Origin of the sequence: Xylanibacter rarus (genome assembly GCF_001275135.1) — a bacterium.
Classification (GTDB): Bacteria; Bacteroidota; Bacteroidia; order Bacteroidales; family Bacteroidaceae; genus Prevotella; species Prevotella rara.
In genome coordinates this window covers 37,528-58,305 of sequence record NZ_LFQU01000021.1, presented here as the reverse complement: position 1 = coordinate 58,305, position 20,778 = coordinate 37,528, and the positions used below count along the sequence as shown (strand labels likewise).

The following is a 20,778-nucleotide window of genomic DNA, read 5'->3' as shown; positions in this document are numbered from 1 at the left end:
CAACGCCGCTATCATAACGTCAGATCATTTATATCGGCAAAGATAATGAAAAATATTGATTATATATAAATATGTGGCAAATTTTATTATTAGATTAAGAACAAAATTTAGTCGGCCAATCATCTTAGTTAACATTACCAGCAATCCGTAGCACCCCACCAATCACCAATTATAACATATTCCGGCGACATACTTAATTTTAATTTCAAGCAGTCATCCACACAACATGACGGGCTAGGATTAAACTCTATTTCCAGAACACGCACCGTCTGCGCCCTGATAATTTCACTAATATTATATTAATTTACTGAATATAAAAAACATATTATCAAGCTGTTACTGTTAGTCGTTAATTTATATATTTACACATAACATCGAGAATAAAAGCATGCAATAGTACAATTTAAAATCGCGCTCTAAGAATGCTCTAACTAAAACTATGATAATTAATCCGGTAACATTGTCAATCGTATATATTACGATAAAATTGGAATAAGAACCATTCTCATCTGCATTATTTACAGCAAATAATTGATTAATATTTTAACAAGTCGTTTATATAATTATACGATGATTGCAGTAACACTAAGCACTAATCATATCTTACTGAAGTAGTATAATTATATAAAAGAATTCTTTTTGATACTAAAACACGTCTTAAGCCATTCAATATGTTATTACACTTATGTCACGATTTTATGACGAAATAGAAAATTAAGCGCTCTAAAATGTATTGATTCGGTAAAGTTTATTTACATAATCACATAAAAGGCATGCTTTTATAAGACAATTCAGCCACTTTCGAGGCACAAATCACCCGTATTCTGGTTCCCAAAAGCCGATTTATATTATTAAAAAAAGAACGTTTGGGCATAAAAACACGCCAATTTAATTGCGCACATCGGCACAACTCCGCATAATACATTGAAACTCACTTGTTTACCCTTACACACAAAAACTATCTGTTTTCACGGCCAGCAAATTTTAATTTTTAAATATCGCCGTCTGAGAGCTCCATCTAAAACCAAATAGAAAGCAATCATGCGATAGTATTGACATTATGTCAATTTACGCCATCAACATAAATAACAAGTTCTTAAATAGATGAAAAGAAACAGAACACTGCATTTACCTATTCTAAATTTACGACACATTTACGAAAGCTAACAATCTCACATTGCAAAAAAAATGTTTAAATTAAAAGCAAAAACATGGTATGCCAATAAACAAATTAAATGAATTTCCGTATATTTGCATAATATAGGATTTGGCTCGGCAATACGAAAAATCAAAAACAAGTTTTTTGCTTTTTGCAATGCTCTCGCCTTTCGCTATATTTGCATAATATAGGATGCGACTCGGCAATGCAAATTCAAAAAAAGTGTTTTTTGTTTTGCATTGCACTCGCCTTTCGCTATATTTGCACTGCGCAGGACTCGTCAGTTCACCGCACAAGACGCAAAAACGCAATATATAAAAGAGCTGATGCCAAGTGTTTAAACCAACTTTACAAGCTATGCTTTCGGTAAGGCTTAATGCTGGTAAATTTAAACTAAGATAAAAGACTACAAGGCATATGACTTTAACTTCTTTAATAACAAAAGCACTCCCCTTCTTGTTGCTCTACACAACATTCTTTTCATGTCGTGACGGAGGCCGAATTGAAAGTATATTGCGCACGACAGACAGTCTTATGGAAGGACATCCAGACAGCGCATTGTCCATATTGAGGCGCGACTCGCTTGAGATATGCCGTTCTGGCAAAGACTATCGCTTATGGTACGCATTGTCGCGCACCGAAGCCGACGACAAATGCTATATTCTACATGTGTCAGACTCAACCATACGCGCTGCAGCAAACTATTATAATAGTCATGGCAGTGACCTTCAGCGCGTCCGTGCTAATTATCTTCTCGGCCGCGTCTATTGCGACATGCATCTTTATGGTCATGCCCTGACCTCGTTCAACAAAGCAATTAAAGTGGAGTCTGAAAACGATTCTGCCATAAACCGCTACAAAGCCCGTTCTGCCACATGGGCAGGATATGTTTATGAAGTGAAGGGCTTGCATAAAGATGCGTTGCGATATAATAAGTTGGCATACGGATATGCCAAGCAGGCAGGTGCACAGGTTACAGAAGTTTATTCATTGAGAGATATTGGACGATCGTATCGTGATTTGAACAGAAATGACATTGCTATACCTTATTATCAAAAGGCTGCAAAAAAAGCGAAGGCTATTAATGACAGTTATCTATATAATATGGTAAGAGGTGAATTGGCTGCTATATATATGAAAGAAGGTTTATTGGATAAAGCAAAATATATATTTAATATACCATTGAATGGCTATACAGAAAATAACAAATCAGCGAATTATTATATAAGAGCTGTATACTATGAAAATACAGAACATCTTGATTCTGCAATTTATTATAATAAAAAAGGGATGCAATATGGTTCTTTAAAACAAAACTTACAGGCATCTTTGGATTTAGCCAATTTATATATTAAAGCCGGTGATCAAGCTGATGCAATAAGTTATTATAGTCTCTATTCAAATTATGTAGATTCGTTAATGAAAAATCAGATTGTAGAATATGGAGACTTTATGTCCGGCATGGAACGTATGCTTGATGTTGAACGTAGAAATGCTGATTTGACATCTTCGCGTTTACATCTTGTCATATCATTGTTTGTTCTGATATTATGTATAATCATTTTCTGTCTTGCCTTAGCAAAAATATACCAAAAACGTAAGAAAAAGTATTTAGAGCAGCAAGAGCGCGTAAGACGATATCTCCGTGAACGAAGTTTAAAAGAACAGCAGCGTTCACAACAAAACAAACAACGTATAGAACTTCTTGAAAATGAACTGTCAGATTCAAATAAGATGTTGTCAGAACTCCATCAAAAGCTTATCCGCAATGAAACGGAGATGCTAAAATATAAAGAAACTCTATATGCCTATGAGCAAAAACACCAAGAGCTGTTAGTTGCTGACTTGGCTGATACGGATGTATATAAATTGTATCATACTCCAAATGCCGTACCGTCTTCTGCTGATTATCACAGACTTGTTGAAGCCTTGAATAATGCATACAACAATTTTACAAAACGTCTTAAAGAGTTTTATCCAGACATAAATGATAATGAAGTATGGATTTGCTGTATGGTGAAAGCAGGTCTTTCATCTAAAGAAATATGCAATATCTCACCTTATTCATATAGCTCTCTCGGAATGGCAAAGTCACGCTTATACTTTAAAATGTTTCAAAAAAAGGGAGGAGCAAAAGATCTTGACCATTTCATAAAAGAACTTTAGCGCTATTGTAAATAACTGAAAATCAATAGATTGTAATTTTGTGAAGTTTTGTGAAGTGAAATATTATCATATATTTCGCTATTATTTGTACTTTTGTATAAGTTGAATATGAAACTATGAAAAAGCCGTATCCTTATTATTTGCGATATGTGCAATCTTCGTTTTCGTAGCAATAATGCCTGATGGTTTGGCAGGAGATTCTGGATAAGGCATTATAATTGGTAATAGACTTATGTAAATTTTGGGTGGACAAAATATGATTATATTTAAGCTTTTAATAACAGTTGTGCTGCTTGCGGTGGGTATATATTTTGATATACGTAAGAGAAGAAATGCTCTCGCATGTTTGTTCTTTTACGTTTCTTTTCTCACAATGTTTGCCAACGTATTTGAAGATTTGACCAACTGGCATGAACTGGCCGTAATAGCAACTTGCCTGCTGATATTTGCGGGGATATTGCTTATTGTGAGAAAAATAAAAAACAAGTATAAAAGATAATTGTAAGTTGCTGATTTTATGATAGAAGAAATCTTAATGTATTTCTTCAATAAAGTTATGTACATACTGAATGAATATAAGAATTTAAATATGGCATATAAATTGGTTCTTTTGTTGTATTTCTTTATCAACTGCTTTACACTTTCAGCCCAGACAACTGACAGCGTGATAATGAGTATTGTTTATACATCTGAATACAACTACTCAAAGTATAGAAAGTCTGACCGCTGTGATATGATGCGTCTTGATATAGGAAAACGTTCATCACACTTTTTCAGCGACTATTTTGAGCAGAAACTGGCAAAGATGGACAGCATGAATATGAGTGGAAGTATAAGCATAATGCGTTTGGAAAAAGAGACGCGCGCCCTTGAAGTTGGTCAGACCTATGGCATTTATAAGAATTTTCCGTCAGACGGACGATTGACTTACACTGAGGATATACTTGACAACAGATTTGTTTGTGAGGAGGATATGCCACAAATAAACTGGAGTATTGTTGAAGGTGATACCGTTATCTGCGGTTACAGATGCTTAAAGGCTGAAGGAGAATTACGTAGACGCAAATGGAATGTATGGTTTGCTCCTGAAATTGCTGTAAGCGATGGCCCATGGAAACTTTGTGGACTGCCCGGACTGATATTGCAGGCTGTTGATACGGAAAACATCTTCTCGTTCAGATGTGTGGGTATAGAGAAGTCTGAGGGCAAAGCCTTAAAGATGGTTAACAGAAAATATGAAAGGTGTACACCGGAAAAGTTATATACAATTAGCACAAAATTTCTTTCGGATCCTTTAACTTATATGCGTGACATATATGGACTTATAATTCCGCAAGAAGTTATAAACCAATTTGTTCCTGAAGCTAATGCCAAGGCGAAGTTGCATTTTCTAGAGTATTATGACAAAGAATAAACAATATATATGTATGTCCTTAATTGCCAACGTAAGTATGAGGTCATTGAAGATGTGACAGTGTTTAGTTGCTGTCTTCATGAATTGTAACCAGCCATAAGAAAATACTTGTATGACAGATATTTCGTAATGTCCTTTAAATAAATAATATATGAGAAAATACATCTTATTACTTTTCCTATTGCATTTGGCAGCACTGTCGGCCGAGACAGCCGACAGTGTTATGCTGCACATCGTATATAATACAACTTATGCCACATACGGCAACGGACATAAAACTCATGACGTTATGGCATTGGATGTGGGGCATACCATGTCTCATTTTTATAGCGAGGCTCAAAGGCTGCGTGACGAGCAGATGAAAAAGATAAATGAAAGCAATCTGCCACTTGACATAGCCATAAGCAGCGCAAAGAACGTGGGCGGAGGCGGTTTGCAATGGCATGTATGCAAGCGCCCTTCAGGTGGTGACAGCATAACGTTTTATGATACGTTTGGGTTAGACGGAGTGAAATACACTGAAGCTGACAAACGGCTGCAGTGGAATATCGAAGATGGCGACACCACGATATGCGGATACAGCTGTGGCAAGGCATGGACGAATATAGGTGGAAGACGATGGACTGTATGGTTCACAGCAGACATTCCGGTAAGCGACGGTCCATGGAAACTGCGCGGACTGCCGGGACTCATACTCAAAGCTGTTGAATCCGACGGAATATATTCATTCTGCTGCACATCTATAACAAGCGGAAACGGAATGTTTGTGGAAATGCCTTCGGGAAATTATACAGATTGCACTTACGATGAATACAAAACGATTTATTATAAATATAACGACGACCCAATACAGTTTCTTGTCACCCGTACCGGCAACTCACTGCCCATTCCCGGCAGTAAACGGAAGAGCGCGATAATATCAATAGACGAAAAACCGTTTACGCACTGATTACGTCCCTCTCTCTGCGCCTTTTGCGTTATGACATATACTTGTCGCGCTACAAAATTTAAAGTTTTAAGCATGTAAGGAAACAATGCCATGACAAATTGGATTGCAACTTAATGAAGAGAGGCTGATAATATGTTGATGCATTGCATAAAAATAATAAGCTAAGATATGAGAAAATACATGATGATATTCTTGTTGTTGTCGTTTATGACGCTGTCTGCATCCACAGCTGACAGTGTTCGACTTAGCGTAACATATCAGGTGCGATATGCTAATGCAGAAGGTGAAAACGAAGCTAAACAGGATGTGATGAAGCTTGACGTAGGCAACAGTGCGTCACACTTTTACAGTTGGATGAACAGAATGAAAGAAGCCCTGATGGACAGCATGAATGCTACAGGGCAAATAAACTTAGAGAAGATACGCAAGCAGGTTAAGCCATATCAAAGCGGGCAGGCGTATCACATTTATAAGAATATTCCATCACCGGGAAGACTGGTGTATGTCGACAGAGTGCTGATAGATTTCTTTAAATATGAAGAAGACATGCCACATATAGAATGGACTCTGACAGGAAGCGACAGCACCGTGGCTGGCTATAGATGCCAAAGCGCTGTGGGCGAATTGCGCGGGCGCAGATGGCACGTATGGTTTACCACCGACATACCCATAGCTGACGGCCCGTGGAAATTGTGCGGCTTGCCTGGACTGATACTAAAGGCTGCTGACGAAACAGGAACATTCTCGTTTGCATGCACAGCCATAGAAAAAGGCGACGGGCGACTGTTGGCGGTCGACAAGCAAAAGTATGTAGACTGTACTCCTTTGGAGCTGCAAGACATCTACAAGGAATATTTTGCCAACATAAAACTTTATATGGAAAAGGTAAACGGTGTTCCGTTCACCAAACATTATATGGAAACAGGAAACACTGAAGCATTGAAGAAAAAGCCGGTGAATCTGATGGAGACATACAGGCCTTAACCTTTCAGCCTTAGTAATGAAACCGCTTATGATTATATGAAAAATAAATTATGCCCAATTATGAAAAAGATATTTGTCCTGATTTTACTTATGATTCCACTGCTGCTTAATGCCCGGACATTTACGGGCGTTGTTAAGGATGAGGGCGGTAAGCCGCTCCCCGGAGTGTCGGTTATGCTTAAAAGCACAGCAGGACGCATAAGAGCATACGCCATAACGGCTAAGACGGGAGCCTTTACGCTGAAGTATGAAGGAGAAGACGGACAAACCGACTCGCTCGTATTCAGAAGTATGGGCTATGCCACGGTTACGCTGGCTGCAAAGACATATAAAGACGGACGGACAATAACCATGAGGGAAGAAGCTTTCGCGCTAAAAGAAGTGAAGGTGAAACCGGACAAGATAACGCAGCGCGGCGACACGATAGACTATCTGGTGAGCAGTTTCCGTCAGAAAAACGACCGCTCTATAGCCGACGTCATATCACGTATGCCCGGAATGGAAGTTGGAAAAGACGGCAGCATAACATATCAGGGCAAAAGTATTAACAAGTTTTATATTGAAGGCATGGACCTCATGGGCAGCAAATATGGCGTAGCGAGCAACAACATAGATGCCGGCAAAGTGAAGAAGGTGCAGGTGATGGAGAATCATCAGCCTGTGAAGACACTTAAGGATGTTGTGTTCAGTGACCAGGCTGCGCTTAACATCGTGCTCGACGAGAAGGTGAAGGATATGTGGCAGGGAGAACTGTCGCTTGGCGGAGGCGCCACTCTGCAGGGCAAAACAGACGCATTGTATGACAGTCGGGCACTGGCAATGCTGTTTTCGCGCAAGATGCAGAGCATATCAATGTATAAATGCAACAATACAGGCAAGGACATAAGCAGCGAAGTTGGCTCATTGGCATCGCTCGAAGAGAGCGTGCCGACTGCGGGCGGACTGCTTTCAGGCATTGGTCTTGGCAGAACAGGACTTGACGAAAGCCGAACCATGTTTAACAACACACATATACTTGCCACCAACTGGCTGTTTAAGACGGCGGCAGACAACGACCTGCGACTTCAACTTACGGGGCTGTTCGACAAGAGTCTGGAGCGGCAGCAGTCGCAAACGGTTTATACCGACTTAGGCAGCGGAGCCGTGATAACACAGGACAACGACGCACGGGCATACCGCAACGAATATGAAGGCGAACTGATGTATAAAGAGAATAAAGACCGGCTATATCTTGTAAACACCCTTAAAGGATATGCTGACTTTAACCGCAGCCTCGGTACATCTGTACTTAACGGACAGACAACGCAGCAGAGCGTAAGACCGCGTGAAAGATATGTGGCAGACAATCTGCGTTTCATTAAGAATTTTTCAGGCGGAAACAGCTTCTCGTTAAGTTCAGCTGCAGCTTATCATTATAAACCCGGAACGCTGCTCATATCAGACGGATCGGCAGAGACGCTCAACATAGGTCAGTTAGACTGGAAAACTTATACAAACTTCAGGCACAGATTGTGGTTGCTGAATATTACATATACCGTAGGATTTGACCTGAAACGGCAGAACATTGATGTAGAAAACGCAGTGAACACAGCCACCGATAAATATGATGAATATAGGGTTTACGTATCTCCTGACATAAGCATCAAGACACACGACGTAAGTATCAGTCTTAATGTGCCGATAAACTGGCGATACCGCAGTCTGAATTCGCTGTCGGCACATAAGTTTACGGCAGACCCTTCACTCTATTTCAGCTATGAGCCAACGGCTCGATGGCAACTTACGGCATGCGGCTCATATTCATGGATGCCGCAGGACGCGCTGACATCCATGCCGACTCTGGTGTTCACCGACTATATAACAGCACGTCGCGGCAACGGACAGCTTGACTATATTGACGCTTTCGTATTGAATGCCGCTGCAAGATACAAGAACGTGATAAGCGGATTTTTTGCCAATGGCGGAATCGTCTACAGCCGTATGGGCAACATGCTGATGTATAAGGGTGAACTTGTAGATAATGTTTATTGCAGCACTCCGTCAGACCAACGCTCGTCCGTAAGCATGATTACGCTTAACGGCTCGGCAAGTAAGAGCTTCGACTGGGCCGGTCTGTTGCTTAAATTATCTGCACGGCAGACATGGAACAACTACAGCATGCTCATAAATGACAATGTGCAGCCATTCAGAATGGGAAGCAGCGAGATAAAGCTCAACATCTCTATTAAGCCTCTATATTGGCTTTCTGCCGACTTGACGTCTTCACTAAACCGTAACCATCAGACCAATCAGGAGAGTACAGACGGTTATGACGAAACATTATGTTATTTTACCCATAAACTGCGCACATATATCATGCCTGGCAACTGGATTATTGAGTTTGACAACGAGATGTATCACAGCAACGACGAATCGGTGTCGACAACATTGTTTTCCGACCTTTCGATAACATACAAGACACGACACATTGAGATAGGCGCAGCTTGTCATAACCTGTTTGGTAAAGATCTGTTTGAGCGCCGATATTTCACAGACACACAACGCATATATACATCCACCCGTCTGCGTCCACGAGAAATATTGTTCAAGGTACGTTTCAGTTTGTAGTGACAGAATGACCGTAAAAATTCATAGCGTTGCTGGCTAAAAGAACAGAATCGTCATCAGAATTGAAACTGTATTTTTGCTTTATGTTGAACGGATCTTAGTACTATTTTTCGCTAATATAAAATAGAAATGCGGCTGAAAGTATGGATGTGCAAAAAAGATAAAAATATATATGAACTAATGACTGATTTGAAGTAAATGTGATGGTATCTGAAAAAATAAGAGGGTGAGGCTAAACAATTAGCCCCACCCTCTTATTTTTGTATTGCTCAATAATAACGAACTATCGGATAATAATTAATTGCTATTCGAACACCTCTTCAATACCTCCTGCGCTATAGTCATCAAACTCTGAAACACAGGGGTTGAAATCTTCAGGTATATCAAACTTCTCGTTAGGATCGTATCCCAAAGAACGGTCGGCAAACACCTTCTTCATGTAATACGCCCATATAGGCAAAGCCATATTGGCGCCCTGTCCCATCCTGGTAGAGTCGAAGTGAATGTCACGATCTTCACCGCCAACCCAACAGCCGCTTACCAAAGATGGCGTGAAACCCATAAACCAAGCATCGGCATTACGGTTGGTGGTACCAGTCTTGCCCCCCATATCACACTCAACCTTATACTTATATCTCATTCGGCTACCTGTACCACCATCCATCACAGCCTTAAGCATCTCGAGCATTTTATAAGCACTCTCTTCGCTTATCACCTCATTCATACGTGGCTGGAACGTGGCTATTACGTTGCCTTCGTTGTCCTCTATCTTTGAAACAAACATAGGCGAACAATGTATTCCATGATTTGCAAACGTAGTGTAAGCACTTACCATCTCACATACAGAGGCTTCGTTAGGGCCAAGACAAAGTACAATAGACGGATATACGCCATAAGTGTTTATACCGAAATCACGCAATATACGCAAAAAATCCTGAGGATTAATACGACTCATCAAATACGCAGATATCCAGTTGTTCGACTGTGCAAGCCCCCATTTCAGAGTTACCATTTGTCCATATCTTGACCGACTGCCATTTCTTGGTGTCCAGTTGCCATAAGATCTCTGAACATTGGGTGCAACATCACAAGGCGACATACCGTTAGACATACTTAAAGCATAAAGGAACGGCTTTATCGTTGATCCTACCTGCCTGCGCCCCTGTGTAGCCATATCATAAGTAAAATGAGTAAAATCTACGCCTCCCACATAAGCCTTGACAGCACCATTATGCGGATCCATACTAACAAAACCAGAACGCAAGAATGATTTTATATAACGAATTGAATCAAGCGGTGTCATCACTGTATCTACATCACCATGATACGTGAATACGGACATCTCAACAGGTGTTCTAAATGCTTTTTGTATTTCATTTTCCGTAGCACCTTGCTCTTTCATTGCCCTATATCTCTCGCTCTGTCTTATAGACCTGTTCAGAATTCCTTTTACCTCTGCAGCAGTAAGAGCATTAGTAAACGGAGCGTTTGGCTTTGTTCTGTTCTCTTTCGTAAAAGCCGGCTGAAGATAATTCCCCACATGCTTCAATACGGCCTCCTCAGCATACTTCTGCATTCTGGAATCTATTGTTGTAAAAATCTTCAAACCATCTGTATACACATTATAAGGTTCACCATTCTTCTTATGATTCTTATTACACCAGCCATACAAAGGATCAGTCTCCCATGCCAAAGAATCAATTGTAAACTGAACCCTATTCCAAGATGGATAATCTTCCAACGTTGGTTTTTGAGCCATAATGTATTGTCTTAAAAACTCCCTAAAATAAGTTGCAATACCATCCTTATGGTCAACACGATGAAAATTAAGAGCCAAAGGCTCATCATGAGCTTTCTGATATTCTTCATTTGTAAGATATCCAGCTTTCAACATTTGCCCCAGAACAACATTACGACGATCTGTACATCTTTCAGGATATCTTACAGGATTAAAATAAGAAGGATTCTTACACAAGCCAATAAGTGTGGCAGACTCTGTCAATGTAAGATTTTTAGGATCCTTGTCAAAATAAACATCAGCAGCGGTCTTGATGCCTACGGCATTATGGAGAAAGTCGAAATAATTAAGGTACATTGTTATTATTTCTTCTTTTGTATAAAAACGCTCAAGTTTCACAGCAATAACCCATTCTATTGGCTTCTGCAACAAACGTTCAAGTGTGCTTTTAGCTGTAGCTGAATAGAGTTGCTTTGCAAGTTGCTGGGTTATTGTTGAACCGCCACCTGCGCTTTTCTGTCCTAAAATTCCACGTTTTACAACAGCACGAGTTAATGCGATAAAATCTATGCCGGAATGATCGTAAAATCGTTCGTCTTCTGTAGCGACCAAAGCCTGAACCAAATAAGGTGATATACCATCATAATCAACATGTACCCTATTTTCACGATTCATATTATATGTACCAAGAATCTTGCCGTCTACAGAATAAACCTGAGAGGCATATCGGCTAATAGGGTTTTGCAAATCTTCCAAATCTGGCATATAACCAATCCATCCAAACCATATGGAAGTAAAACTAACAGCCAAAAATACTATAACCGCACAAAGCGTTCCCCAAAGGATACGCACAAATGTTTTTCTCATTATTTATAATAAAAAACTAATTAGCTGCAAAAATACTATTTTTCTTTTGAAATATCAATCATAAATTAAAAATAATGCTTAACTTAGCGGTCGAATTAGAAACACTACATTAATGGGAAAACATAATTTTGTAACTATTGCTGATTTATCAAAGGAGAAAATTCTTTACATGATAAAGTTGGCACAAGAGTTTGAAAAACATCCTAACAGAGAAATTCTAAAAGGCAAGGTTGTAGCTACGCTTTTCTTTGAACCTTCTACACGTACTCGCCTAAGTTTTGAAACTGCAGCAAATAGACTTGGAGCACGTGTTATAGGATTTAGTGACGCGAAAGTAACAAGCGCGACTAAAGGAGAAACATTAAAGGATACGATATTAATGGTATCCAACTACGCCGATGCGATTGTAATGCGCCACTATATTGAAGGTGCTGCACAGTATGCAAGTGAAGTTGCCCCAATACCAATTATTAATGCTGGAGACGGTGCACACCAACACCCCTCACAATGTATGCTTGATTTATACTCAATATACAAGACGCAAGGCACACTTGAAAATCTGAATATATGTCTCGTTGGTGATTTGAAATACGGAAGAACTGTTCACTCACTTATCATGGCAATGAGACACTTCAATCCAACGTTCCATTTCATTGCACCAAAGGAACTTGCAATGCCTAATGAATATAAAATTTATTGTAAAGAACATAATATAAAATATGTGGAACATACGGCATTCAACGAAAAAATAATAAACGAGGCCGACATTCTATATATGACACGAGTACAGAAAGAAAGATTCTCTGACTTAATGGAATATGAGAAAGTAAAAAATGTTTATATTCTAAAAAACGACATGCTCAATAACGCAAGGGATAACATGAAAATATTGCATCCGCTTCCACGTGTTAACGAAATAGAATATGAGGTTGACACAAATCCGCATGCATATTATATCCAGCAGGCACAAAACGGCCTTTATGCACGTGAGGCTATCATATGCGACGTGCTAGGCTTGTCTATGGATGAAATCACTAACGACCCTACTATTATTAAATAAGCAGAACTTTATTAAGCCAGTAAACAATGAGCAAGAAAGAAAGATTGGTAGCAGCAATAGAAAATGGTACCGTCATTGACCATATACCTTCAGAAAAGACATACGAAGTGGCCAATATTTTAGGACTTCAGAATTTGAAAACTGTAGTTACTATAGGCTATAATTATCTGTCAAAGAAAATCGGACATAAAGGAATTATCAAAGTCGAGGACAAATTCTTCACAGATGAAGAAATCTCAAGACTTTCTGTTGTTGCTCCAAATGTCGTTCTCAACATCATACGCAACTATGAGGTTGTTGAGAAGAAAAAAGTCGTTACACCCAACGAACTTCAAGGAATCATCAAATGCAATAATCCTAAGTGTATTACAAATAATGAACCGATGAAAACCGTGTTCCATGTAATAGATAAAGAAAATGGCATTATTAAATGTCATTATTGCGACAAGGAACAAGATATTAATAAGGTTAAACTCGTATAAGTTATAGAATAATTATCTTGCATGCATCGATATTTTTTTATATTTTTGCATAACTATTAATAACCTAAACACAACATTCATATTAAAATCTATCGTATGGAAAGAGATCAAGTAATTTTCGACCTCATCGAAAGAGAACATCAAAGACAGTTAAAGGGAATGGAACTCATTGCCTCAGAGAACTTTGTAAGTGATGAAGTTATGCAGGCTATGGGCTCATACTTGACAAACAAGTATGCAGAAGGCCTTCCAGGAAAACGCTATTATGGCGGTTGCGGTGTGGTAGACGAAGTTGAAACACTGGCTATCGAACGCGTAAAAAAACTTTTTGGTGCAGAATTCGCAAATGTTCAGCCTCACTCTGGAGCACAGGCAAATGCTGCTGTTCTTTTAACTGTATTAAATCCAGGAGATACGTTCCTTGGGCTTAACCTTGCCCATGGAGGTCACTTGTCTCATGGCTCAAGTGTAAACACATCAGGTATATTATATAATGCTGTAGGATACAATCTCGACAAAGAAACTGGTCGCGTTGACTATGACGAGATGGAAAAACTGGCAATCGAGCATAAGCCCAAATTAATCATTGGCGGTGGTTCAGCATATAGCCGCGAATGGGATTACAAACGCATGCGTGAAATTGCAGACAAAGTAGGAGCAATTTTGATGGTTGACATGGCTCATCCTGCAGGTCTTATTGCCGCTGGCCTTTTGGATAATCCTGTTAAATATGCACATATTGTAACATCTACAACTCACAAAACACTACGTGGCCCAAGAGGCGGTATTATCCTTATGGGTAAAGACTTTGAGAATCCATGGGGTAAGAAGACACCTAAAGGTCAAATCAAGATGATGAGTCAGCTTCTTAACAGTGCTGTATTCCCTGGTACACAGGGCGGACCGCTGGAGCATGTAATAGCAGCAAAAGCAGTAGCATTTAATGAAGCACTACAACCAGAATTTAAAGAATGGGCTATGCAAGTTAAGAAAAATGCGACTGTACTTGCTGACGAACTCATTAAACGCGGCTTTACTATCGTAAGTGGAGGAACAGACAACCACTCTATGCTCGTTGACCTGCGTTCTAAATATCCTGATCTTACAGGAAAAGTTGCAGAAAGTGCATTAGTTGCTGCTGATATAACCGTAAATAAGAATATGGTTCCGTATGATACACGCAGTGCATTCCAAACATCAGGAATACGTCTTGGCACTCCTGCTATAACAACAAGAGGAGCAAAAGAAGACCTCATGGTTCTTATCGCAGACCTTATTGAAGAAGTTCTGAACAGTCCTGAAGATGAAAACGTAATTTCTTCAGTGCGTCAAAGAGTGAATGAAACAATGTCAAAATACCCACTTTTTGCATATTAATATAAACAGAAAGTAATATATTATTATGGCATGCCTACATTACCTGAGGCATGCCATATTATTTATATTTACATTGACGACAAATAGATAAATAATATCCATATATAACACTAAAACGATAAGACTACCCAAATACAGAACAAAGCAAGATGTAAAATCGCACAATGATAGACCAAGAAAGGATTTTTAAATATTTTTATTACAACAACCAAACCAACAAACACAAAAAATTTGGAAGTTTAAATTATTTGTTATAATTTTGCAGCCGATTTAGTCCGTATAGGCTCAAACAAGCTATGACACGATGTCATACGCCTTACGGAAAAAACCGTTTAACATAATAAAATGTACGCAATTGTAGAAATTAACGGTCAGCAGTTTAAGGCAGAACAGGGCAAGAAACTGTTCGTTCACCACATGAAAGATGTGAAAGAAGGCCAGGCTGTTGAATTCGACAAGGTACTGCTTGTCGACAAAGAAGGTTCAGTACAGGTAGGTGCACCAACCGTAGACGGTGCAAAGGTAGTATGTGAAGTTGTAAATCCTCTTGTAAAAGGTGACAAAGTCATCGTTTTCAAGATGAAGCGCAGAAAAGATTACCGTAAGAAGAACGGACATCGTGCTCAATTCACTGAAGTACAAATCAAAGAAGTAATCGCTTAAATTTTAGGAGGAACAAAAAATGGCACATAAAAAAGGTGTAGGTAGTTCTAAGAACGGACGTGAGTCAGCTTCTCAAAGATTAGGCGTTAAGATTTGGGGTGGTCAGAAAGTAATTGCTGGTAACATTATTGTTCGTCAGCGTGGTACTAAGCACAACCCTGGCAAGAACGTAGGTATTGGTAAAGATGATACTCTTTATGCTTTGGTTGACGGCGTGGTTAATTTCCACAAGGGCCGCAGAGACAAGAGTGTTGTATCTGTAATACCTGAAGCAGAAGCTTAAACAAAAGAATTTTTAATTATTTATTCCAAACAAACACAAGAATCCCTTTTCTCACACGAGAATCGGGATTTTTGCTTTTTTTAGTCGCTACAAAAAATATTTTTTGTAAATTTGCATCTGTTATTATAAAATATAAATTTGTATGCTTACACTAAAACTCATCAGTGAAGAAACTGAACGTGTAATTAAAGGGCTTGAGAAAAAACACTTTAATGGTGCCAAAGAGGCTATTGACAATGTCTTAGCATTGGATAAGACCAGACGTGAAACCCAGCAAAAGCTTGACAAAAATCTGCAGGAATGCAAATTGTTGTCAGCACAAATTGGCTCTCTAATGAAAGAAAAGAAAACAGACGAAGCCAATGCGATTAAAGAAAATGTATCCAAGCTAAAAGAAAGTGCCAAAAATCTTGAGCATCAATTAGATAAAACCCAAGAAAAACTGACAGAACTACTCTGTACAATCCCCAACATTCCAAACGACGATGTTCCGGAAGGTAAAGATGCATCAGATAATGTTATCGTAAAAGAAGGCGGACAAATACCCGACCTTCCAGAAGATGCTTTATGCCATTGGGATCTATGCAAAAAATTCAATTTAATAAACTTCGATTTAGGTGTAAAAATTACAGGAGCCGGATTCCCTATATATATAGGAAAGATGGCACGTTTTCAAAGAGCGCTCGAAGCATTTTTTCTTGAAGAAGCACGTAAAAGCGGATACTTGGAAATACAACCTCCATATGTAGTAAATGAAGCATCTGGATACGGAACAGGCCAGTTACCAGACAAGGAAGGTCAAATGTATCATTGCAACATGGACAATCTTTATCTTATTCCTACAGCAGAAGTTCCTGTAACCAATATATTCAGAGACGTCATATTGGACGAGAAAGATCTTCCAATCAAAAGATGTGCATATTCTGCATGTTTCAGACGTGAGGCTGGTTCATATGGTAAAGACGTGAGAGGACTTAACAGATTACATCAATTTGATAAGGTTGAAATTGTCCGCATAGATAAGCCAGAACATTCTTATGAATCACTTAATGAAATGCTTGCACATGTTGAAGGATTGTGTCAGAAACTAGAATTGCCATATCACATTTTACGTCTTTGTGGAGGAGACATGAGTTTTACATCAGCTATTTGCTATGACTTTGAAGTCTATAGCGCTGCACAAAAGAAATGGCTCGAAGTTTCATCTGTCAGCAACTTCGAAAGTTATCAGGCTAATCGTCTAAAATGCCGCTATCGCAATTCTGAAACAAAAAAAACAGAACTGTGCCACACATTAAATGGCTCTGCATTAGCTTTACCTCGCATTGTAGCTACAATAATTGAAAACAATCAAACACCAGAAGGTATTAAAGTTCCCAAAGCGCTTATACCATACTGCGGATTCGATATGCTTGACAATAATAACTTTTAATTACAAGTCTATTGCAAAACCTAAATTTATGGTTTATGGTTTGCTACCATAAACCATAAATTATATAACACCTTAATTATTAAATACTACACCATAAAACAACAATGAACAAGATTATCCGTAAGGAACAATTCTCAGAGAAAGTATTTCTCTTTGAAGTAGAAGCACCACTGATTGCAAAAAGCCGGAAAGCCGGTAATTTTGTGATTGTAAGAATTGGCGAAAATGGCGAACGTATGCCGCTCACAATTGCAGATGCAGACATAGAAAAAGGAACCATTACAATGGTTGTGCAAAAAGTAGGTCTGTCATCAATTAAGATGTGTAATCTGAACGTCGGAGATTATATTACAGACGTTGTTGGACCACTTGGAAATCCTACAGACATTAAAAAATTTGGAACCGTAATATGTGCAGGAGGCGGAGTTGGAGTTGCTCCAATGCTTCCTATTATAAAAGCATTAAAAGCAGCAGGCAATAGAGTTTTATCTGTAATTGCAGGACGAAACAAAGATTTAATTATACTTGAAAATGAAGTCCGAGAGAATAGTGATGAAACTATAATAATGACAGATGACGGGTCTTATGGGGAAAAAGGAGTCGTAACAGTCGGTATTGAAAAACTTATAAATCAAGAACATATTGATAAAGTTTTTGCTATCGGACCTCCTATTATGATGAAGTTTAGTTGCATGCTCACACAGAAATACAATATCCCAACAGATGTATCCCTAAATACAATCATGGTCGATGGTACTGGAATGTGCGGTGCATGTCGACTTACTATTGGTGGAAAGACAAAGTTTGTTTGCATTGACGGTCCTGAATTTGACGGAGCATTAGTTGACTGGGATGAAATGTTTAAACGCATGGGGACATTCAAACGTGCAGAACAAGAAGAACTAGAACATTTTGAAGAGCACCTAAATGCGACAAAACAAAGCAATGGGGATAAAGAAGAGCACCTAATTAGCGCAAACGACCAAAATACAGACGAACCTATAGACGTTTTGACAGACAGAAACTCAGAATGGCGTAAAGCTCTGCGTGCAACGATGAAACCTAAAGAGCGGACTGCCATTAAACGAGTAATAATGCCAGAATTAGATCCTTCTTATCGCTCTACCACAAGATATGAAGAAGTTAATAAGGGTTTGACAAAGGAGATGGCTATGACTGAGGCTAAAAGATGCCTTGACTGTGCCAAAGCAACATGTATAGAAGGCTGTCCGGTTAATATCAATATTCCGTCATTCATCAAGAATATTGAACGAGGCCAGTTCTTAGCCGCTGCTAAAGTACTTAAAAACACCTCTGCCCTACCTGCTGTATGTGGACGTGTTTGTCCACAGGAAAAGCAGTGTGAAAGCCAATGTATACATCTTAAGATGAATGAACCTGCTGTTGCAATTGGATACCTTGAACGTTTTGCTGCAGATTATGAACGTGAAAGTGGACAGATCTCATTACCAGAAATAAGTTCTTCCAACGGTATTAAGATTGCTGTTGTCGGCTCTGGGCCTGCTGGACTAAGCTTTGCAGGGGACATGATAAAAAAGGGATATGACGTATATGTATTTGAAGCTTTACATGAAATAGGTGGAGTGCTTAAATATGGTATACCAGAATTCCGTCTTCCAAACAAGATCGTAGATGTAGAAATTGACAACCTACGAAAAATGGGAGTTCATTTCCAAACAGACTGCATTATAGGAAAAACTATCAGTATAGAACAGCTTGAGAGTAATGGTTTTAAAGGCATCTTCGTCTGCTCTGGAGCCGGTTTGCCTAATTTTATGAACATACCTGGTGAAAATCTGATAAATATTATGTCATCTAATGAATACCTGACACGTGTAAACCTAATGGATGCAGCCAACCCAACAACCGACACACCTCTAAATATTGGCAAACATGTACTAGTTGTAGGTGGTGGAAATACTGCGATGGATTCATGTAGAACAGCTAAACGTTTAGGAGCAGACGTTACATTAGTATACAGACGTTCTGAAACAGAAATGCCAGCAAGATTAGAGGAAGTCAAACATGCAAAAGAAGAGGGAATTAATTTTATGTGCCTACATAATCCGATAGAATATATATCGGATGAAAATGGTGCTGTAAAGCAGGCTGTGTTACAAGTTATGACTTTAGGAGAGCCTGATGCGTCAGGAAGAAGAAGTCCTGTACCTGTTGAAGGTAAAACAATCACAATAGACGTTGACCAAGTCATAGTAGCCATAGGTGTATCACCAAACCCGTTAGTACCGAAATCTATTAAAGATTTAACTCTCGGACGCAAAAATACCATAGTTGTAAATGATGAGATGCAAAGCTCGCGCCCAGAGATTTATGCAGGAGGTGATATTGTAAGAGGTGGAGCTACTGTAATATTGGCAATGGGTGACGGACGACGCGCAGCTCACAACATGGACAAACAACTCATGAAAGAAAATAAATAATGAATGGATTATATACAATCATATTACTCATACTAAGCAATGTGTTTATGACACTTGCTTGGTATGGGCATTTAAAACTTCAAGCATCAGGAATATCAGCAAAATGGCCCATGATAGGAGTTATTCTTTTTTCATGGGGTATTGCATTCTTTGAATATTGCTGTCAAGTTCCTGCAAATCGCATCGGATTCCAAGATAACGGAGGCCCTTTTAATCTTATACAACTTAAAGTTATTCAAGAATGTATAAGTTTAGGTGTATTCGCCGTAATAGCAAATATTCTGTTTCAGGGTCAAACACTGCATTGGAATCATGTACTTGCATTTTTACTAATAATATGTGCAGTATATCTTGTTTTTATGAAATAACAAATATTTCTAATCATAAGAACAATATATCATGCCTATTTTATCTGATAACGAAAAACTTGAAAGAAAAATCATAAGTCGCTTTCAAAAAGCGATTTATGATTATAATCTTATTTGTGATAATGATAAGATTTTGATCGGAATATCTGGTGGTAAAGATTCCCTTTGCCTAGTAGACTTAATCAGTAGAAGACTAAAAATAAATAAGCCTTCATTTTCTGTCGAAGCACTTCATATAAGAATGGCAAACATAAAATACGAATCAGATATATCTTATCTTAAAAACTTCACAGAAAGTAGAGGTATAAAGTTTAATGTTGTGACTACAGAATTTAATGCCATGACAGATAAAAGGAAATCACCATGTTTTCTATGTTCATGGAATCGCCGCAAGCAGTTGTTCACAATAGCTCAAGAACTTGGATGCAATAAAATAGCTTTAGGACATCACATGGATGACATAATTCATACAACTATGATGAATTTATATTTTCAAGGCAGTTTTTCAACCATGCCAGTACGCCTAAAAATGAGAAAAATGCCAATCACAATAATTCGTCCTTTATGTCTAGAAGAAGAAAAAGATATCAAGCAATATGCAATAAACAACAACTATAAAAAACAGATTAAATTATGTCCATATGAAACTGATTCACATAGAAATGATATCTGTTTGTTGTTTAATGAAGTTGAAAAAATGAATAATGAGGCAAGATATTCCATCTGGAACGCATTAGAAAAGAATGGAAAACTCATTGAAGAATAGC

15 protein-coding genes are annotated in these 20,778 nt (G+C 38.6%); 14 read left to right on the top strand and 1 reads right to left on the bottom strand.

Annotation, left to right across the window (positions count from 1 at the left end):
- The first annotated feature begins 1,576 nt into the window (after window positions 1-1,576).
- The 5 genes from ACU52_RS10765 to ACU52_RS10740 all read left to right on the top strand — a co-directional run bounded on the left by ACU52_RS10765 (window position 1,577) and on the right by ACU52_RS10740 (window position 9,279).
- Complete coding sequence (locus tag ACU52_RS10765) at window positions 1,577-3,325, top strand: hypothetical protein (RefSeq protein ID WP_147630846.1); 1,749 nt, start codon at window positions 1,577-1,579, stop codon at window positions 3,323-3,325.
- A gap of 589 nt (window positions 3,326-3,914) precedes the next feature.
- Window positions 3,915-4,739, top strand: coding sequence for a GLPGLI family protein (locus ACU52_RS10755; RefSeq protein ID WP_162207769.1), 825 nt, complete (start codon window positions 3,915-3,917; stop codon window positions 4,737-4,739).
- A gap of 151 nt (window positions 4,740-4,890) precedes the next feature.
- The gene (locus tag ACU52_RS10750; RefSeq protein ID WP_082335257.1) at window positions 4,891-5,688 is read left to right on the top strand and encodes a GLPGLI family protein; all 798 of its coding nucleotides are present in this window, start codon (window positions 4,891-4,893) and stop codon (window positions 5,686-5,688) included.
- A 168-nt stretch (window positions 5,689-5,856) separates the two neighbouring features.
- Window positions 5,857-6,672: a GLPGLI family protein gene (locus ACU52_RS10745; RefSeq protein WP_082335256.1), complete on the top strand. Its 816-nt coding sequence runs from the start codon at window positions 5,857-5,859 to the stop codon at window positions 6,670-6,672.
- Between the two features lie 60 nt (window positions 6,673-6,732).
- Entirely contained in the window at window positions 6,733-9,279 is a 2,547-nt protein-coding gene (locus ACU52_RS10740; protein ID WP_162207768.1) for a carboxypeptidase-like regulatory domain-containing protein, read from the top strand.
- Window positions 9,280-9,583: 304 nt separating this feature from the next.
- On the opposite strand, the gene ACU52_RS10735 is transcribed toward ACU52_RS10740, so the two are convergent.
- Window positions 9,584-11,884, bottom strand: coding sequence for a transglycosylase domain-containing protein (locus tag ACU52_RS10735; RefSeq protein ID WP_053398772.1), 2,301 nt, complete (start codon window positions 11,882-11,884; stop codon window positions 9,584-9,586).
- 112 nt (window positions 11,885-11,996) lie between these two features.
- Here ACU52_RS10735 and pyrB point away from each other — a divergent pair, with 112 nt between their 5' ends.
- The 9 genes from pyrB to ACU52_RS10690 all read left to right on the top strand — a co-directional run bounded on the left by pyrB (window position 11,997) and on the right by ACU52_RS10690 (window position 20,777).
- A complete protein-coding gene (gene pyrB, locus ACU52_RS10730) occupies window positions 11,997-12,944 on the top strand; it encodes an aspartate carbamoyltransferase (RefSeq protein WP_021854340.1) in 948 nt (315 codons plus the stop codon).
- A gap of 26 nt (window positions 12,945-12,970) precedes the next feature.
- Window positions 12,971-13,426 (top strand): aspartate carbamoyltransferase regulatory subunit, encoded by a 456-nt coding sequence (gene pyrI, locus ACU52_RS10725; protein ID WP_021854339.1) that lies wholly within the window; start codon window positions 12,971-12,973, stop codon window positions 13,424-13,426.
- A gap of 96 nt (window positions 13,427-13,522) precedes the next feature.
- On the top strand, window positions 13,523-14,803 hold the full coding sequence (gene glyA, locus ACU52_RS10720) for a serine hydroxymethyltransferase (RefSeq protein WP_021854338.1): 1,281 nt from the start codon (window positions 13,523-13,525) through the stop codon (window positions 14,801-14,803).
- Between the two features lie 345 nt (window positions 14,804-15,148).
- The gene (gene rplU / locus ACU52_RS10715) at window positions 15,149-15,466 is read left to right on the top strand and encodes a 50S ribosomal protein L21 (protein WP_021854337.1); all 318 of its coding nucleotides are present in this window, start codon (window positions 15,149-15,151) and stop codon (window positions 15,464-15,466) included.
- Between the two features lie 19 nt (window positions 15,467-15,485).
- Window positions 15,486-15,749, top strand: a complete 264-nt coding sequence (rpmA, locus tag ACU52_RS10710) for a 50S ribosomal protein L27 (RefSeq protein ID WP_021854336.1) — start codon at window positions 15,486-15,488, stop codon at window positions 15,747-15,749.
- Window positions 15,750-15,891: 142 nt separating this feature from the next.
- Window positions 15,892-17,181, top strand: coding sequence for a serine--tRNA ligase (gene serS / locus ACU52_RS10705; protein ID WP_053398771.1), 1,290 nt, complete (start codon window positions 15,892-15,894; stop codon window positions 17,179-17,181).
- Between the two features lie 104 nt (window positions 17,182-17,285).
- A complete protein-coding gene (locus tag ACU52_RS10700; protein WP_053398770.1) occupies window positions 17,286-19,643 on the top strand; it encodes a bifunctional dihydroorotate dehydrogenase B NAD binding subunit/NADPH-dependent glutamate synthase in 2,358 nt (785 codons plus the stop codon).
- Window positions 19,643-20,011 (top strand): DMT family protein, encoded by a 369-nt coding sequence (locus ACU52_RS10695; RefSeq protein ID WP_021854333.1) that lies wholly within the window; start codon window positions 19,643-19,645, stop codon window positions 20,009-20,011. The genes ACU52_RS10700 and ACU52_RS10695 overlap by 1 nt, the downstream gene beginning before the upstream one ends.
- A gap of 31 nt (window positions 20,012-20,042) precedes the next feature.
- Entirely contained in the window at window positions 20,043-20,777 is a 735-nt protein-coding gene (locus ACU52_RS10690) for a PP-loop family protein (protein ID WP_053398769.1), read from the top strand.
- Window position 20,778: the final 1 nt, after the last annotated feature.

Excerpts from the sequence above, each read along its gene's own strand:
- ACU52_RS10765 (WP_147630846.1), top strand. The coding sequence starts at position 1,577 with ATGACTTTAACTTCTTTAATAACAAAAGCACTCCCCTTCTTGTTGCTC.
- ACU52_RS10755 (WP_162207769.1), top strand. The coding sequence starts at position 3,915 with ATGGCATATAAATTGGTTCTTTTGTTGTATTTCTTTATCAACTGCTTT.
- ACU52_RS10750 (WP_082335257.1), top strand. The coding sequence starts at position 4,891 with ATGAGAAAATACATCTTATTACTTTTCCTATTGCATTTGGCAGCACTG.
- ACU52_RS10745 (WP_082335256.1), top strand. The coding sequence starts at position 5,857 with ATGAGAAAATACATGATGATATTCTTGTTGTTGTCGTTTATGACGCTG.
- ACU52_RS10740 (WP_162207768.1), top strand. The coding sequence starts at position 6,733 with ATGAAAAAGATATTTGTCCTGATTTTACTTATGATTCCACTGCTGCTT.
- ACU52_RS10735 (WP_053398772.1), bottom strand. The coding sequence starts at position 11,884 with ATGAGAAAAACATTTGTGCGTATCCTTTGGGGAACGCTTTGTGCGGTT.
- pyrB (WP_021854340.1), top strand. The coding sequence starts at position 11,997 with ATGGGAAAACATAATTTTGTAACTATTGCTGATTTATCAAAGGAGAAA.
- pyrI (WP_021854339.1), top strand. The coding sequence starts at position 12,971 with ATGAGCAAGAAAGAAAGATTGGTAGCAGCAATAGAAAATGGTACCGTC.
- glyA (WP_021854338.1), top strand. The coding sequence starts at position 13,523 with ATGGAAAGAGATCAAGTAATTTTCGACCTCATCGAAAGAGAACATCAA.
- rplU (WP_021854337.1), top strand. The coding sequence starts at position 15,149 with ATGTACGCAATTGTAGAAATTAACGGTCAGCAGTTTAAGGCAGAACAG.
- rpmA (WP_021854336.1), top strand. The coding sequence starts at position 15,486 with ATGGCACATAAAAAAGGTGTAGGTAGTTCTAAGAACGGACGTGAGTCA.
- serS (WP_053398771.1), top strand. The coding sequence starts at position 15,892 with ATGCTTACACTAAAACTCATCAGTGAAGAAACTGAACGTGTAATTAAA.
- ACU52_RS10700 (WP_053398770.1), top strand. The coding sequence starts at position 17,286 with ATGAACAAGATTATCCGTAAGGAACAATTCTCAGAGAAAGTATTTCTC.
- ACU52_RS10695 (WP_021854333.1), top strand. The coding sequence starts at position 19,643 with ATGAATGGATTATATACAATCATATTACTCATACTAAGCAATGTGTTT.
- ACU52_RS10690 (WP_053398769.1), top strand. The coding sequence starts at position 20,043 with ATGCCTATTTTATCTGATAACGAAAAACTTGAAAGAAAAATCATAAGT.